General features: G+C 49.9%; 12 protein-coding genes. 9 read left to right on the forward strand and 3 right to left on the reverse strand.

Annotated elements, in window-relative coordinates; genetic code table 11:
- Positions 1-122: 122 nt before the first annotated feature.
- Positions 123-3,056, forward strand: a complete 2,934-nt coding sequence (locus AB1611_03480; GenBank protein MEW6378654.1) for a beta-propeller domain-containing protein — start codon at positions 123-125, stop codon at positions 3,054-3,056.
- Between the two features lie 117 nt (positions 3,057-3,173).
- On the opposite strand, the gene AB1611_03485 is transcribed toward AB1611_03480, so the two are convergent.
- The gene (locus AB1611_03485; GenBank protein MEW6378655.1) at positions 3,174-3,815 is read right to left on the reverse strand and encodes a PEP-CTERM sorting domain-containing protein; all 642 of its coding nucleotides are present in this window, start codon (positions 3,813-3,815) and stop codon (positions 3,174-3,176) included.
- A gap of 382 nt (positions 3,816-4,197) precedes the next feature.
- On the opposite strand from AB1611_03485, the gene AB1611_03490 reads away from it, so the two are divergent.
- A complete protein-coding gene (locus AB1611_03490; protein MEW6378656.1) occupies positions 4,198-4,908 on the forward strand; it encodes a glycerophosphodiester phosphodiesterase family protein in 711 nt (236 codons plus the stop codon).
- A gap of 3 nt (positions 4,909-4,911) precedes the next feature.
- Here the strand turns inward: AB1611_03490 and AB1611_03495 are convergent, their stop codons facing one another.
- Positions 4,912-7,752 carry a PAS domain S-box protein gene (locus tag AB1611_03495; protein ID MEW6378657.1) on the reverse strand — a complete coding sequence of 947 codons (2,841 nt, stop codon included), beginning with the start codon at positions 7,750-7,752 and terminating at the stop codon, positions 4,912-4,914.
- A gap of 223 nt (positions 7,753-7,975) precedes the next feature.
- A complete protein-coding gene (locus AB1611_03500; GenBank protein ID MEW6378658.1) occupies positions 7,976-10,951 on the reverse strand; it encodes a DEAD/DEAH box helicase in 2,976 nt (991 codons plus the stop codon).
- Positions 10,952-11,191: 240 nt separating this feature from the next.
- Here AB1611_03500 and AB1611_03505 point away from each other — a divergent pair, with 240 nt between their 5' ends.
- The 7 genes from AB1611_03505 (at position 11,192) to AB1611_03535 (ending at position 15,759) form a co-directional block, all read left to right on the forward strand.
- On the forward strand, positions 11,192-11,425 hold the full coding sequence (locus tag AB1611_03505) for a hypothetical protein (GenBank protein ID MEW6378659.1): 234 nt from the start codon (positions 11,192-11,194) through the stop codon (positions 11,423-11,425).
- A 121-nt stretch (positions 11,426-11,546) separates the two neighbouring features.
- Complete coding sequence (locus AB1611_03510) at positions 11,547-11,843, forward strand: hypothetical protein (protein MEW6378660.1); 297 nt, start codon at positions 11,547-11,549, stop codon at positions 11,841-11,843.
- A gap of 173 nt (positions 11,844-12,016) precedes the next feature.
- Positions 12,017-12,325 (forward strand): hypothetical protein, encoded by a 309-nt coding sequence (locus tag AB1611_03515; protein ID MEW6378661.1) that lies wholly within the window; start codon positions 12,017-12,019, stop codon positions 12,323-12,325.
- Between the two features lie 205 nt (positions 12,326-12,530).
- Positions 12,531-13,610: a peptidylprolyl isomerase gene (locus tag AB1611_03520; GenBank protein ID MEW6378662.1), complete on the forward strand. Its 1,080-nt coding sequence runs from the start codon at positions 12,531-12,533 to the stop codon at positions 13,608-13,610.
- 67 nt (positions 13,611-13,677) lie between these two features.
- Positions 13,678-13,956: an RNA-binding S4 domain-containing protein gene (locus tag AB1611_03525; protein MEW6378663.1), complete on the forward strand. Its 279-nt coding sequence runs from the start codon at positions 13,678-13,680 to the stop codon at positions 13,954-13,956.
- Complete coding sequence (locus AB1611_03530) at positions 13,943-14,509, forward strand: DJ-1/PfpI family protein (GenBank protein MEW6378664.1); 567 nt, start codon at positions 13,943-13,945, stop codon at positions 14,507-14,509. Before AB1611_03525 ends, AB1611_03530 begins: the two co-directional genes overlap by 14 nt.
- A 212-nt stretch (positions 14,510-14,721) precedes the next feature.
- The gene (locus AB1611_03535; protein MEW6378665.1) at positions 14,722-15,759 is read left to right on the forward strand and encodes an HNH endonuclease; all 1,038 of its coding nucleotides are present in this window, start codon (positions 14,722-14,724) and stop codon (positions 15,757-15,759) included.
- Positions 15,760-15,869: the final 110 nt, after the last annotated feature.

Below are 15,869 nucleotides of genomic sequence, written 5' to 3' on the forward strand. Positions count from 1 at the left end.
GTAATTGCCCAGCCAGTTGGGCGGGGGATAGCTTTCAAGGCTATCCCCTTTGAGAGAGCTGACTTGAGGTCATTTTCAGAAAGTTATCCACCATGCCAGCTTCTTTTAAGGAGGAGAGTAAGATGAAAAGAAGTAACAGAGCATTAGTGTCTTTAGTATCTTTCATTATTTTTCTGCTGCTGGGCTTTTCGCTGTTTCCAGGAACCTCTGCGGCACTGTTTTATAAAGGATCGCTCTATACGACCACAGGAGGTTCCGTTCCTTATAACTATAATCTGAGTTACGATACATTTGGCACCAGTTGGGCTGTCAGTAATACCTGGTCCGGTTCCAGTGCGCCGTTCTCATCCACATCCTTTGTTTCATCCCCATTCACTCCCTTCTCTACGGGCTCAAGCTCCTCCTGGGGCTATAACCCGGCAGGTTCATGGCCAGCCATCAATCTGACCATCAATCTCTCATGGCCTTCTGCCACGCCTTCCTATTTTTCTCCCGCTTATTCCCCCGCCTATCCGGTGGTGCAGTCTCCCGTGAATCAGTTTTCCTTTGGCAATGATCAATATCTCCCCTGGTCCCGGACTGCGGCTTCGGTGATTACCCCAGGAGGATGGGGAAGCAGTTTCTGGTCTCAGCCCATCACTTTCCCCTCCGACCAGCAAAACCAGAAGGTGGTAAAACTGGATTATCAGGTTAAAACCGATCAGGCCGAGTATGAGGCGGGAGAGACGGTTGAGATCACTTTTACCGTAACCAACGCGGACACCGTGCCGGTGACCCTCAATTTTACTTCCGGCAGGCAGTTCGATGTTACCATCACCAGTGCCGGAAAATCCAAGGTCTGGCAGATGTCCTCGGGTTCGGCCTATACCATGGCCCTTGGCACTCTTCAACTGGCCAGGGGAGAGAGCAAAGAGTTTCACGCCCGCTGGAACCAGAAAAACGATCAGGGCCAGTCAGTGGCCGCCGGTACGTATACGGTTGAGGCATTCCTGACCTCCAGCGACAAGAATTACGGGAAGAGCGCCACAACCCGGATAACGATTCTTCCGGCAGTGACAGCATCGGCGGACACATTGCCCAGATTTTCCAGTTGCCAGAAATTACGGGAGAAATTGAATGAGATAACCAACACTGCCAAGAGCGGGCCGTACTATGCGTATGGAGGGTTTGCAACTGGTATGGCTGTCGATGCCGTAAGGGTAGCTGCTGCCTTTGCTCCCCAGGCCGAGAGCGGGGCAGGCGGGGCGAATGATTATTCGACCACCAATATCCAGGTAGCCGGTGTGGATGAATCCGATCAGATCAAGAACGATGGTTCTTATATTTATATGGTGAAGGGAAAGAGTGTCAGGATTATCAAGGCTTACCCTGCCAACGGGATGAAGGAGCTGCCCAGGATCGACTATGCAGACTCCACTTTTACTCCCGACCAGTTATTCGTCGATGGGAATACCCTGATTGTCATTGGCCGCGACTACTCTCCCGTGCGGGTTGAAGAAAGCAGCGGCGGCGGTCCGCTGAAGGCTGAGGTCATGACCACGGCTGCAATCCGTGTCCCTGCCATTTATCCCCCTTATATCCCGAACACCTCACTGACCAGGGTCATTATTTACGATATAACCAACCGCAGCAGCGTGAAAGAGCGCAGAAACGTCAAGTTTGAAGCTGACTATCTGCAATCGAGAAAGGTGGATGATACCCTCTATCTGATCATGAATCAGTATCCTCCGTATATCCCGATGGACACGAAAGCTTCTGAGGATACTCCCCAGACCCTGCTTCCCAAGTATGCCGATTCCACGGAGGCTTCCCGTGATCAGGCCATCTGTGACTGCGAGCGGGTGTCCTATTTCCCTGGTTCCACGGAATCCCGCTATCTTATCGTGGCCGCAATTCCGGTCGATGATCCTGACGGCGAGATCGGCAAAGAGGTTATTCTGGGGTCAAGCCAGAACGTTTACTCATCCATAAGCAATTTATATGTTGCCCAGACCAGCTATACGGATGAGGAAAGCGGGGAGTCCATCCGGTATTATTCATCCAATCCCGATACTCTGGTTTACAAGTTCAGCTTCGATGCTGAAAAGATCAGCTATGCAGGCAGGGGCAAAGTGCCGGGAACGATCCTCAATCAGTTCTCCATGGATGAGTATGACGACTACTTCAGGATAGCCACTACCAAGGGGCAGACCTGGGACGAGGAAAACCTTTCCAGCAATAATCTCTATGTTCTGGATAAGGATATGAAACAGGTGGGAAGCATCGAGGGTATCGCCCGCGGGGAGAGCATCAAATCGGTCAGGTTTATGGGCGAGAAAGCCTATATGGTGACCTTCGTTCAGGTTGACCCGCTGTTTGTCATCTCACTGAAAGATCCCAAAAAGCCTAAGATCCTTGGAGAGTTGAAGATCCCCGGCTACAGTGAATACCTGCACCCCTACGACGAGGACCACCTGATCGGCTTTGGCCGGGAGGTTGACGCCAGCATCGACGCCGACAAGATTCATACACCCGGTGCGGTCTACTATACAGCCCTTTTGGGCATGAAGATTTCCCTGTTCGATGTGTCTGACGTTGCACATCCAAAGGAATTGCACAAGGAGGTTATCGGCTTCCGCAACACTGACTCTGAGCTGCTGAGGGACCATAAAGCCCTGTTATTCAGCAAGGCAAAGAATTTCATGGCCTTCCCCATTACGGTTACGGAAGAGGTCGAAGATTCAGCCAGCAGTTACGACAATTATAAATATACCTTCCAGGGAGCGTACTTCTACAACATTGACTTAAAGACCGGATTCGAGAAAAAAGCCGCCATCACCCACTATGACGATCAGGAGGAGTTTACAAAAGCAGGCTACTACTACTATGGCAATGAGGATGACATCAAGAGGATCATCTACATCGGCGATCATTTCTATACCATATCCGAAAGCAAGATCAAGGCTGTTGACATGCGGACCTATAAGGAAGACAATTTGATCCTCCTGGAGAAAAGCACTGACGATACCCCAACCTATTCAGGCGGGTATAAGACAATTCTTTTCAAAGGCGAATGACCGGGAAAGGCATGGAGACATGAAAAGCCAGGGACTTTATCGGTCCCTGGCTTTTTCTTATGACCCGGTTATCTTGAGAAATACCGATGCCCGGATTGGGCTTTCAGATTCACCTGGCTAGGATTTCTTTCTGCTGATAAATCCAAGTCCCAAAATTCCAACGCCAAGAAGAAGAACCGTGGCCGGCTCGGGTACAGGAGGATTACCCTTCTCATTTATAAAAGATTCACTTTTACCGTCGGCAAAAGCCTGGACGTGAATACCGATCCGCAGATCACCACTATACAAATCGGCCAAGACATTATCATAGGTTTTAGAATTTTCAAGATTGAACACTATTCCTAAAGATTCGTTCGGATTAACACCCATCGAGGAGATAGGATTATCCGAATCAGCGGAAAAGTCTGCATCGAAATTATAAGGTGCTCCCCCTGGTAAGTTTGAAGGATTGGCACCTTGCGAAAATTGAACGAGGCCTTGGGTATTGATGATATTTGCTATCCCCAAGAGAGAATCACCATCAAAATACACATCAGTAATAGAACACGCCGCCGGTCCTGTGTTTCCAAAGGTAAATAAAACTTGTTGGCTGCCATTGTCTGTTACATTGACCCAAAGCTGCGCTTCTCCTATAGCAGGGTCTACCGTCGAGTTGGCACTAATGGCATCAAAACCAAATTGAGTGGCATAGCTTGGTGTGGTAGTAAACAAAAAAATTGAAATTATCAATAAAAATATTAATTTTTTAGTATGTTCCATTTTTTTTGATCTCCTTAGTAACTCTCTTGATTCTTACCGTATTTCCCGCTTTTCCACCTCCATTCTCCATTAATTTTTATCGATGAGGAGCAGTCAGAGCTATATAATGCATTTCAGATGCCAAAATATAAGTTATTGATATTTATAAATATTAATCATGTATTGAATGTATATTGAACATGCCTATGCTCATAAAACTGTAGCCATAAGCTACAATTGTTTTTGAAATTTGTGCCCGCTTTACTTCTTAAGATATTGATATTTTTTATGAAGTGTTTAGTTTCTTCTTTGTCTGAATGCACTACACTTGACAATCCGGCCCATTTGTTAGAAGATGAACAAACAAGGAGAAAACCATAAAAACTGAAAAAAGGAGATTGTCATGCTGCTTATGGGACATCGCGGGGCCGCGGCTCTTGAGCCTGAAAATACCCTGCTGTCAATCAGCCGGGCTTTGGAAATCGGTGTCAATGCGGTAGAGATTGATGTTCATCTGACCAGAGACCGGGAGCTTGCAGTCATCCATGACGCTACCCTTGACCGTACTACCAATGGAACCGGACTGGTAGGCAACTACACGCTTTCACAGATTAAAAAATTCGATGCCGGTAAGGGCGAGCGCATACCCAGCCTGCAGGAAGTAATCGATCTTGTCCGTGGCAGGGCCAGTCTGATCGTTGAATTGAAAGAGGAGGGCACCGAGCAGGGAGTGGTCGAACTGATCAGGAAGAGCGAACTTCATGACAGCGTTTACGTCATTTCCTTCTGGCATACCCTGGTCAAGAGGGTAAAGGAGATGGACAGCCGCCTGAAGACAGGCGTCCTTCTGGTTGGCTGCCCGGTAGACACCTGCCTGGCCAAAAGTGCGTCCGCAGACGCACTGGTCATGAACTATGCCTTCGTCAACAAAGGCATAGTTGACGCGGCCCACCGGGAAGCAATAAAGGTTTTCATCTGGAATATCGATCGTCCTGAAATGTTGAAACCGTATGCGGAAATGGGAGTCGATGGCATCGGAAGCAACGACCCCAGAATACTGGTCGATTACTTTTCAGGCAGGCACAGCGGGGCACAGGTTTTTACTGACCACTGATCACTAATAAGGCTTTTCCCCTTCCTGGATGATTCGGGACAGCGTCTCGCTCAACTCCTTGATTTCATAAGGTTTGGCTACCACACCTCTGAATCCGTGTTCCTGGTATTCGGCCATGACGGGATCATCGGCATAGCCGCTCGAAACAATCGCTTTCACTCCAGGATCGATTTCGTGGAGTCTCTGAATGACTTCTTCGCCTCCCATGCCTCCGGGTATGGTCAGGTCAAGGATGACAGCCGCAAAAGCCCGCCCTGTCTCTCTGGCTCTTTTGTAGAGCTCTACCGCTTCATCACCTTCTTTGGCAAGCACAACCTCATAGCCGAGGCCGGTCAGCATCCTGCCAACCATATCTCTTACCAGCTTCTGATCATCCATGAACAGGATTCTACCCTCGCCGCTTTGCATCACTCTCCTGGGCCTTTCCTCCTCAGCCGGGACCTTTCCCGCCACGGCAGGAAGGTAAATATGAAATGTGGTTCCCGCTCCTGCCCTGGACTCAACCGTAATGTGCCCTTCATGTTTTTTGACAATGGAATAGGTAATGGCCAGGCCAAGGCCACTTCCTTTTTGCTTGGTGGTAAAATACGGATCGAATATCTTCCGCAGATGTTCCTTCCGGATACCGACTCCATGGTCTTTTACCGATATTTTGACATATCTTCCCTCTTTGAGAGGGAGATTATCCTCTCCTCTGACCATTATATTTTCAGCATGTATCTCGATTATCCCGCCTTCGGGCATAGCCTGGTTGCCATTGATAACCAGATTGTTGATGACCTGGGTGATCTGCCCTGCATCGACTTCGGCTGGCCAGAGGTCTTCCGGAAGGGTAAATTCACACCGTGCCCTGGTGCCGCTCACGGCGAAAATGGCCGTATCCTTGATCAACGCCGGAAGACGCACCGGTTTTCTGACCGGCTTTCCTTGCCGGCTAAAGGTAAGGAGCTGCTGGGTCAGGCTTCTGGCCTGCATGGCTGCCTTTTGGATTTCTTCCACGATTCCAAAAAGACCATATCCTGACCGGGCGTTCTCCTGAACCAGGGACAAGTTACCAGTGATAGCGGTCAACAGGTTGTTAAAATCATGGGCGATGCCGCCGGCAAGAACTCCGAGGGACTCGATTTTTTGAAGCCTCTCCAGCTCTTCCTCCCTCTGCTTGTGCTCGGTGATGTCGTGGATAATAACCATAGCCACGGCCTTCCCCTGATAATGGATGAGACTTGCGGAAACTTCCACGTCCTTGATTATTCCACCCTTACAGAGAGCCTTTGTCTCGAAGACGGGAGGAAATTCTCCACTGGCCAGACCTGACAGGTATATTTGGATAGCTTCTTCTTTCAGTTCCGGGACAACAAAGTCGAAAATAGGCTTACCGACCAGTTCTTCGACTGCATAGCCGGTCAGTTCCGCAGATGCCCTGTTGGCGAACTTAATGATTCCCTCATCGATAATTCCTACGACATCCTTGGACTGCTCGACCAGGGTCGAATATTTTTCTTCCGATTCACGAAGCAGCTCATCTGCCTGCCTGCGTTCGGTAATATCCCGGAAATTCTCGATTACCCCGATCAATTCTCCATCAGGGTTGCGCAGAGGTTCGACCGTCAGATCACAGAATGCTTTCCTGCCGCTAATACATCCTATTTCGAGATCGCCCTTATACTGCTTTATCTGTCCGCTATGGATCAAAGTGAGCGGGCAGCGGGAGGTATCATCACAAAAAGGACAGCGGAGCACCTGGCAGCAGTTTTTCCCTTCTATCTCGCTCCTGCTTATGCCAAAAAGCTTGCAGAACGTATCATTGACCCGACGCACATTGAATTCATTATCAGTTATACACATACCATCAACTGCGGCATTGAATATCTGATTCAGTTCCGTGTAAGCAATACGGGTTTCATCCTCGGCCCGCTTGCGGTCACTGATGTCGATCATGCTGCCGAGAATCTCTAACGGATTTCCCTTCCTGTCCCGTAACAGCTTCATCTCATCATGTATCCACCGGTAGCTTCCATCCTTGTGCTGAAAGCGGTATTCGAGAGCCTGATGATCCGTTTCGAACACCTGGTGCGCGTCAGTAAGGGCCCGCTGCCTGTCATCGGGATGAATGTGATCAGCCCAGAAGTTTGTATCCTCCGTGATTTCCCAGGGCTCATAGCCGGTCTGTAACTTCATGTTATCACTGATAAAAGTAGTTTTGAAGTCGCCGGATGGCTTGCAGCTATAGATAACCGCCGGGCTGGAGTTGAGCAGATGATGGAGGCGCTCCCGGCTCAGGGTGATTTCCCTCTCAGCCTGCTGTCTGCCGGTGATCTGCTGCTGAAGCTGTTCACCGGTTGCGGCCAGTTGGGCAGTGCGCTGTTGAACAAGCTGCTCAAGATGCTGACGGTATTGCCTCACCTTCTCCTCAGCCTTTCTCCGCGCGGTTATATCAATAATTATCCCGTCAATGGAGAGAGGCTTTCCATCTGCCCCGTAAATCGGCTTTCCCCGTTCGATGAAATGCCGTATCTCTCCTTCCTTGGTCCTCAAACGGTATTCAACCTCGAAAGGCTGATTACGGATAACGGCCTGCCTGATCGTATCCACCACTTTGGGCCGGTCTTCAGGCAGGATAAGAGGTTCGATAGAGCATAACTCACCTCTCGAAAGCTCTTCGGCCTTGAATCCGGTCATTGGCTGGAGCATATCGTTGAGAAACTGCATCCGGTTGTTCTCCCTGATGTATAGCCGGTAGACAATACCAGGGAGATTTTGGGCGAGTGTCCGAAAAGATTCTTCGTCTTCAGGCATGACCTTTCTTTTTGCCTGCCACCATCGGGATTTTCCTTCTTCCGTCATAATACCTTACCTTAGTACATCATAGGTTTATTACATATTTACTTTTGCACGAATTTAACCTTCAATTATAACCCTATTATACATCGAAGAAATAGTGCTGTCACCTGGTTTTTAATTCCTATCCCATTGAAATAATTAATTAATCATAAACAGCACAACTGCCAAAAATGAGTGGCCAGAGGCCACTGGCTGCTTGCTTTTACTGGCCACTGACCACTTCTTTTTACTTCACCAGAGTCAGTTCCAGGGGAAGGCGGACGCGGCCATGGTTTTTCTTCTCGTAGAGGAGATAACCGTGTTCGAGGATATGGTCAAAAAGGCGGGCGGTCAGCTCAACATCCGTCCGGCAGTAGCGCTCGATTTCTTCGATTTTTCCCTCTTTCCACCACCGGAGGGCATCGAGGCCATCACCGCATTTCGAGGTGCCGAAGGTGGCTGAAACAATAGCCTGGAGGCTGAGGCGAAAACCGGAGCGTTGATAAATTTCTTCAAGGATGTCGAGGCTTGGCAGGCTGGCGAGGTTATGGCTGGTATAAGCTTGCAGTACGGTATAGTCAAAGCGCTTCTGGTTAAAACCCACCACCAGTTCCGCATCAGAAAGCCGCTTCACCAGATCCTTCACCTTGTTTTCCGGATAGGTATGATACCGGCAGGTGCGGCGCTCGAAGAGGACGCCAAGAGAAATCCGCATCAGGTGGGCATTGTGCCAGCCTCCCACTTCCTGGGCCGAGAGCTGAGTTTCCAGATCAAAGACCACGATATCCCGGCCTTCGGCCAAAGGCAGCCTGCTCTTGTAAGGCGAAGGAAGCTCACTGGCCGTGAAGCCATCAGAAGCCTCCAGCGTTCCCTCCCATCCGCGAGCAGCAGTCTCAGTGGGCTCAGGCTCATCAGGGGGCGCTGCCTGCCGTCTGGCGCACTTTGGGGCTTTGGGTTTGACAATCAATTCCTTCCTGCCGGTCAGATGCTGGAGCAGGCGAAGGCAGCCAGCCTTGTCAAGGGGTGAGTTCCCGTTCCCGCATTTGGGAGAATGAATGCAGGAAGGACATCCTTCCTGGCAGGCACATCCTTCGACCAGAACCAATACCTTGCTCAGAAGCTCATCCATCACCTGGTAGACCCTGGCGCTCAGTCCCACACCGCCCGGATGACCGTCGTAGAAAAATACGGCTGCACCGCTTGTCTGGGGATGACTGGTGAAGCTGATCCCTCCGACATCGGTGCGGTCGCAGAGGGCAAAGAGCGGAAACAGGGCCAGGCTTGCATGTTCAATGGCATGCAGGGAGCCCATCAGGTGATATTTCTCCTCGGTCAGGCCCTCCACAGCCGGAGCGGATGGCTGGATCCACAGGCCGACAGTCTCGAATGTTACTGGCGGAAGGTCCAGTTCCTGCTCACTGATTTTATCCCGGTTGGCAGTCCTTCGCTTCTCGTAGCCGATCACCATCTCAGTGACTTTCAGCCGTCCCAGCCGGGCTGTAAAGCGGCTGTTTTCCCGGCAGTCGAGGATTTCGAGAATCTCGGTCTCCTTCCGGGTGCGGGCTACGGTATAGTAATTGATTTCACCGGCTCTGCTTACCAGGATATGCCGGGTGCCAAAATCGAGGTGTCTGACCAGATAGTTCTGCCCGGCATGAAGGTAGACCGCACCAGGATGGGCTTCGGTGAGTGCCGAAAGTCCGCTGACCTGGCCGATGAGCCTGCGGTTTTCCTCCTCCAGAATGGCATAGGCTGAGCCTGCACCCCGGATATCCACCTCACGCTGGGGCTGCCTGCGATTGCTGAACCACACTGCACCGTCTGCCGCCTCGACCAGATCCCTGGTCCGGGTCAATTCCCCGATGATCCGTTCATAGGCTTCCATGGGATAAACCCGATCATCGGGCCGAAGTGGCACTTCCTGGGCCGCACAGACGAGGTGGCTTTTCACGATACAGGGATTAGCCGCATCGACCACCCCGGCCTCTGCGCTGCGCTGGAACAAGTCCTGCGGATGGCGCATGAAATACTGGTCCAGGGCATCCGGCTGGGCAATCAGAAAAATGGCTGACTCCCGGCCTCCTCGTCCCACCCGGCCAGCCCGCTGCCAGGTTGCAGTAATCGTGCCGGGATAGCCGACCAGGATGCAGACATCAAGGCCGCCGATATCGATTCCCAGCTCCAGGGCACTGGTGGAAATCACGCCGTACAGTGCCCCGGACTGAAGCCGGTGCTCGATTTCGCGGCGCTCCTCCGGCAGGTAGCCGGAGCGGTAAGCGCTGATGCGGCCGGACAGACCTGGATTTGAGGCCAGGGTCCACTGGTGGATCAATTCGGTAATCTTGCGCGCTTTGGTGAAGAGGATCGTCTTCAGGCCGGCCTTGACTGCTTCGGTAAAAAGGCTCGTGGCCACGGTATAGAGGCTCGTGGCCGCAGGATTAACCAGGAAAATATGCCGGGCAGCCGAAGGCGCTCCATTTTCATCCACCAGGCTGAAGGGCAGCCCGGTCAGTTGCCCGGCCAGGTCAGCGGGGTTGGCGATGGTTGCCGAGGTGGCCAGAAACTGCAGCCTGGCCTGATGAAAATCTGCCACCCGGCGAAGCCGCCGGATAATCTGCAGCACGTGGCTGCCAAAAACACCCTTGTAGGAGTGGAGCTCATCGATGACCACAAAGCGAAGGTTCCTGAACATGGCCTCCCACTGGGCATGGAAAGGCAGAATAGCCTGATGCAGCATGTCAGGATTGGTCAGAACGAGATTCGGCGGACTCCTGCGGATCCTGGTGCGAACATGCGGGGGAGTGTCGCCGTCATACAAGACGGCCAGTGATTCGGACAACCCAAGAAGGCCGGCCATCTTCTGAAGCCGCTTGAGCTGGTCCTGGGCCAGGGCCTTGAGTGGAAAGAGCAAAAGAGCACGCGCTTGCGGCTCCCGCAGGACCTCTTCAAGCACTGGCAGGGTATAACTCAGGGTCTTTCCGCTGGCTGTGGGGGTGACGGTGACCACATGCCTGCCCTCGCGGGCAAGGTGAAGGCCTTCGGCCTGATGCAGATAAAGGCTCCTGGTCCCATCGGCAGAGAGGGCCTCCTCCAGCAACTTGGGCAGCGGAGGATCAGGCCGGGCAAAACGCGGGCCTCTGCCCGCCAGTATCTCATGGTGAACAATGTCCCTGGCCAGGCGGCGGTCACGCAGGATATCGGAGAGAAAACTTTTCAGATCCACAGGCAAATTTCCGGTACTTTTATGTCTCTTCGAGGCTCTATCGCGAAGAGAATGGTACTCTACATTACCTGATGCCGTCAAACAAATAATTCACCCCAAGATACGAGGTTGATTTGAACAGATATGGCTATAAAACAGCGTAAGGGCTCATGAGAAATAGAGTCTATCATGGAGTAGTTGCTTTTTTTCCGCTTCGCATGCAATTGCCCCAGCTTTGGTCGAGTATGGAGGTATTCGTTAATGAGTCTGCCAAAAGAAAAAGAAGCATCCAAGTCACCTGCTGAAACCGTAATCGGCTGGGTGCTCGTTTTTTTCAGTTGTATGGTAATGACTTTTGGCTACAACAATGGTCAGATTGATGTCGCTTTCTGGATGGGAGTGGCTATGGTACCTGTTGGAATCATTTGCATCGTGCTTGGAAAGCAGAAGCAGAAAGGCCCGAAGATCTGCTCAACCGGTAAGGAAGCTCACTGAAAAACAGTATTCCGCCCTGCATCGCTAAGCCGCTGACTTTATGATTTTTTTTACTACCTCCTTAGTGATAAGAAGAGTTATAATAGAGATAGGTCAAAGATAAAAGGAGGTGCAAAAAGCCATGTATTTCATCATGAGGTTTGATATCCTCCCTGGGAAACTGAGTGAGGTGGATTCATACCTTGATAAGGATTTACTGCCCTACTGGCTTTCTCACGCTGAAGTCCGGTCGGTTCAGGTGTTCGAAGACAAATTCATCGGGTGGCCTGAGCGAACAGTGATGATCGAGATTGATGACCTGTGCGCTTTGGAGCGAATTCTGTCCTCACCTGAGACGAAACATATGAAGGAGCAATTTACCTGCTACGCCGCAGATATCCAGACCCAGATTATGGATAAGGTTGCTCAGAAACCATAGTAATTTCCCCGGGGGGCAAAGGGTATCTCTCCAAATGAGAGGTGCCCTTTTTGTTTTCTGAACATAGAGAGCATCCATCTGTTTTTATATCATTTTTCTTGCCTCCTTTCCTTGATGGGAGTTATAATTGAGTATGGAAGGAGTTATATGAAAGAGTCATATGAAGGAGGTGTATGACAATGCAATTTGTCATCAGATTTGATATCCTCCCTGGTAAGACCCATGAACTGGATACTTACCTCGAGCAAGAGATGATTCCCTACTGGACTTCTCACAATGAGGTCCGCTGTGTCGAACTGTACGAGGATTCATTTATCGGCTGGCCTGAAAGAATGCTGGTGGTGGAAGTTGACGATCTGTCCTGCCTGCAGCGGATACTGGCTTCACCTGAAACCCGGCAGATGAAAGAGCATTTCACTTCGTATGCCACTGACATCCAGACTCAAATCGTCGAGAGAGTTTTCCGGGGACCATCGTCCTAAGCGATTGGCTGCCAGGAAGTAGAGCAAGGGTATTTCTCCGGCTGAGAAATACCCTTGCCGTACTTTCGGTGCTTTCGGTAACCCGAATTGATAATAAAATTGTTGCACAGGCACTCATGATTATGGTACATTCTGTTCGCTGGTTAACTATTGGTAGATAAAAGCCTTCGGACTTTTCAGACCGCCTGGAAGTCGCACACAGAAAATGGAAATCCCCCTGCGGTCAAGAGAAGGTCAAAATTTTCACTATAAGGGAGGAAAGAAGATTATCTCAGGCAGGCAAAAGCAGGGAATTGCCTTGGTGATAGCCGTATCCGCTTTCTTTCTTTTCTTTTTATTCCCTTATGCACCACAGCAAGCCCGGGGAGAAATCTGCAATCAGATTGTAGCTATTGTCAATCAGGAAATTTTGACCCAAAAAGAGCTTCAGTCCATGATAGAGTCGTTCCGCACCGAGATATACCCCTCTCTTGCCGATCCCAATTTCGATTCTCACCGAATGGGAGAGGAAGCACTGTGGGCATTGATCGATGAAAGACTGCAATTACAGGAAGCCGAACGGGAGGATATTACTGTTCGTCCTGAAGAGATCGATGAAAGTATCCGGGAGATACGGGTAAAAAACAGATTGAACAGCGATCAGGATCTTGAGAGAGTCATCGCCAGCCAGCATATGACTATGGAATCCCTGCGCCAAAAGATCAAGACAGGAATTATGCTGATGAAACTTCAGGATCGGGCTGTGCGCTCGAAAGTTCAGCTTTCCGATGCCGAGATTACCGACTACTTTACCCGGCAGAATAATGGGGGAACCGAGAGTATCCGCATCAGCCATATCCTGTTCTCTCTGCCCGAAAATGCTGACCCGGCAGCAGTAGCCCGGATTCGGGACGAAGCGCAGCGGGTTCGGGAAGAGGTGCACAAGGGCAGGGAATTTTCCCAGGCTGCCAGGCAATACTCGCAGGATCCGGATTCTGCACAGCGGGGAGGGGATTTGGGCTACCTGAGATTGGACCAGATGAGCCTCCCTTTCCAGCAGGAAGTTGCCCGTCTGCAAACCGGCCAGATCAGTCAGCCGGTCAGGACCCCGTTCGGTTTTCATCTGATTCAGATTACCGACCGAAAAGCCAACCAGCTCGTCAAAGGGTCGGAGTTATGGAACGAAATCAAGGCGGAGCTCCTCAGCCAAAAGGCACAAAAGATCTATCAGCAATGGCGTGAAGAGCTTCGGAAACAGTCATACATCGAGATTAAAGCAGGGAAGCCGGAAGCAAATGGTCAGTGATCAGTGGTCAGTGGCCAGTAAAAGCAGGTGATCGGTTTTCAGTATTCCTGTCTTCTCCCAAAATCGTATGCGCCTGGATCTTTTCTTAAAGCTGAGTCGATTGATTAAACGCCGGAACATGGCCAAAGAATATTGCGGGCATAATCTGGTGGAGGTAAACCATCAGCCTGCCAAGGCAGCCAAAGAGGTCCGGATCGGTGATGAGATCACCCTGAAATTCTGGAACCGGACAGTGACGGTCATGGTCCTTGGCATCCCCCACAAAGGAATGAAGGCAGGAGAAGCTGCGAGCTTGTATAAGGTATTATCCGAATTCCGGAAGGAGGAATCCAATGGGATTTTTTAAAATAAGGGAAGGACAGGGAGAGAATAGAATGCTGAAAGGGAAAAAGGCACTGTTCATTATTGCTCATCAGAATTTCCGGGACGAGGAGTACGCAGAGCCACGACAGGCTCTGGAAAAGAAAGGCGTTCAGGTTACTGTGGCCTCCTCGTCCCTGAAAAAGGCCAAAGGCATGCTCGGTATGATCGTTCAGCCGGACATGCTTATCGATCAGGTGAAAACAAGCGAGTATGATCTGGTGGTTTTTGTGGGAGGTTCAGGAAGCAGTGAATATTGGAAAAGTGCTCAGGCTCATCGGATTGCCCGAAGTGCCCTGGAGGAGAACAGGATTGTGGCTGCCATCTGCATTGCTCCGGTAATCCTGGCCGAGGCAGGACTTCTTGAGGGGCGGAAGGCAACGGTTTTCTCCTCCCCGGAGGAGATCGGGCTTCTGAAGGCGAGGGGAGCTGTCTATATGAGGGAGCCGGTAGTAAGAGATGGCAGAATCATTACCGCCTCCGGGCCCGATGCGGCTGATTCATTTGCCGAGAGGATCATTCAGGCCCTTTCGGATTAATAAGTGGGCAGATGTCCCCATCCTGTATGGGAACTTCTACTATTCTCCTCCCCCCTTGAGGCAGGGAGCTCCTGTGGCAGGGGAGGTTGGGTAGGGGTGATGGTTGTTTTCACCTTCCTCATCGATAAAAGAAGGGGGAACATCTGGGATAATTTTTCGGTAGGGAGCTTTGTAAATATTGCCTTTATTTTTATGGTAGTGGTAATTATACAATGCCATATGATCCACAATATTCCTGGCAATCGCAAGTTCAGGTATGGGCTCACTCAAAGAAAAAACTCTCTCCAGATTTGACTGAACAGCTATGCCACTTTTTTAGCCTGGCCTTTGACTACACACATTGTCCAGATCGTGCCTGGTTTGGCGTTCACAAATCTATGGTAAGTCTGGTTATCGGAGGGATTTATTTAGCTGCAATCAATTGGGCTAATGCTAATGATAAGGGAATTTGGCTACTTGTCGATCGACCTGACTTTTCTGTTTCAGGAGTCAGCTTCTCGCCTGTCGCATCCACTAAGACTTTTGATGTGCCGCTAACTTGGGCACACCTCTGGCCACTCAATAATCTTAATGAGCTGATTTCAGCTCCGGGAGTATGGAAATCCTATGCGGATGCAACGAAAAGGGTTCTTCAAGCTCCTATCGCTTATGGCCGAGAGAATAGGCAACTTCAATATGGTAAGATACGTTTATCGGATTTCTGGCACCATCGATCCAACCAAAGTATCGCACATCCTAATGAAGTTCCCAACCTTATTAGATATTCACCCCAAAATCAATTAGTTGATGTTTTAGCTAAGACAGTGGATAGTAATGAGGAATTTGATGAATTAAGTAAGGTAGTAAATAATAGTTTCATTTCTGAAACGGTAAAAGAAAGTCTTATTCGTAGTCGTAAAGGTCAAGGCCGTTTTAGAGACGATTTAATGAAGTATTGGAAAAGACGTTGCTCAGTTACTGGATGTCAAGAGGAAAGGATGCTAAGAGCGTCCCATATCAAGCCTTGGAAAGATTGTAATAATGACGAGCGGTTGGATTTATTTAATGGCCTTTTACTTATTCCAAATCTTGATACCGCCTTTGATCAAGCACTAATTACATTTGATGATAATGGATTAATTATGATTTCCTCTCTAATTCAAAAAGAGGCAAAACTATTAGGTATTAGTGAAAGTATGAAAGTAAAGCTTGATGATAGGCATAAAAAATACCTTGAATATCATCGAGAACAATTATTCAAAAGACAATAATAGGCACCAGATAGATGTTTCCCATTTCCTTCTTCTCCATGAGGATGGTGAAAATAACCATCACCCCCATCCAACATCCCCCATCAAGGGGGAGGAGAATAGTGGAGGCT

The sequence above is a fragment of the bacterium genome (assembly GCA_040755755.1).
GTDB lineage: Bacteria > SZUA-182 > SZUA-182 > DTGQ01 > DTGQ01 > DTGQ01.

Bases quoted from the DNA above. Each gene is read 5' to 3' on its own strand.
- AB1611_03480 (MEW6378654.1), top strand. From the start codon at position 123: ATGAAAAGAAGTAACAGAGCATTAGTGTCTTTAGTATCTTTCATTATT.
- AB1611_03485 (MEW6378655.1), bottom strand. From the start codon at position 3,815: ATGGAACATACTAAAAAATTAATATTTTTATTGATAATTTCAATTTTT.
- AB1611_03490 (MEW6378656.1), top strand. From the start codon at position 4,198: ATGCTGCTTATGGGACATCGCGGGGCCGCGGCTCTTGAGCCTGAAAAT.
- AB1611_03495 (MEW6378657.1), bottom strand. From the start codon at position 7,752: ATGACGGAAGAAGGAAAATCCCGATGGTGGCAGGCAAAAAGAAAGGTC.
- AB1611_03505 (MEW6378659.1), top strand. From the start codon at position 11,192: ATGAGTCTGCCAAAAGAAAAAGAAGCATCCAAGTCACCTGCTGAAACC.
- AB1611_03510 (MEW6378660.1), top strand. From the start codon at position 11,547: ATGTATTTCATCATGAGGTTTGATATCCTCCCTGGGAAACTGAGTGAG.
- AB1611_03515 (MEW6378661.1), top strand. From the start codon at position 12,017: ATGACAATGCAATTTGTCATCAGATTTGATATCCTCCCTGGTAAGACC.
- AB1611_03520 (MEW6378662.1), top strand. From the start codon at position 12,531: ATGGAAATCCCCCTGCGGTCAAGAGAAGGTCAAAATTTTCACTATAAG.
- AB1611_03525 (MEW6378663.1), top strand. From the start codon at position 13,678: ATGCGCCTGGATCTTTTCTTAAAGCTGAGTCGATTGATTAAACGCCGG.
- AB1611_03530 (MEW6378664.1), top strand. From the start codon at position 13,943: ATGGGATTTTTTAAAATAAGGGAAGGACAGGGAGAGAATAGAATGCTG.
- AB1611_03535 (MEW6378665.1), top strand. From the start codon at position 14,722: ATGCCATATGATCCACAATATTCCTGGCAATCGCAAGTTCAGGTATGG.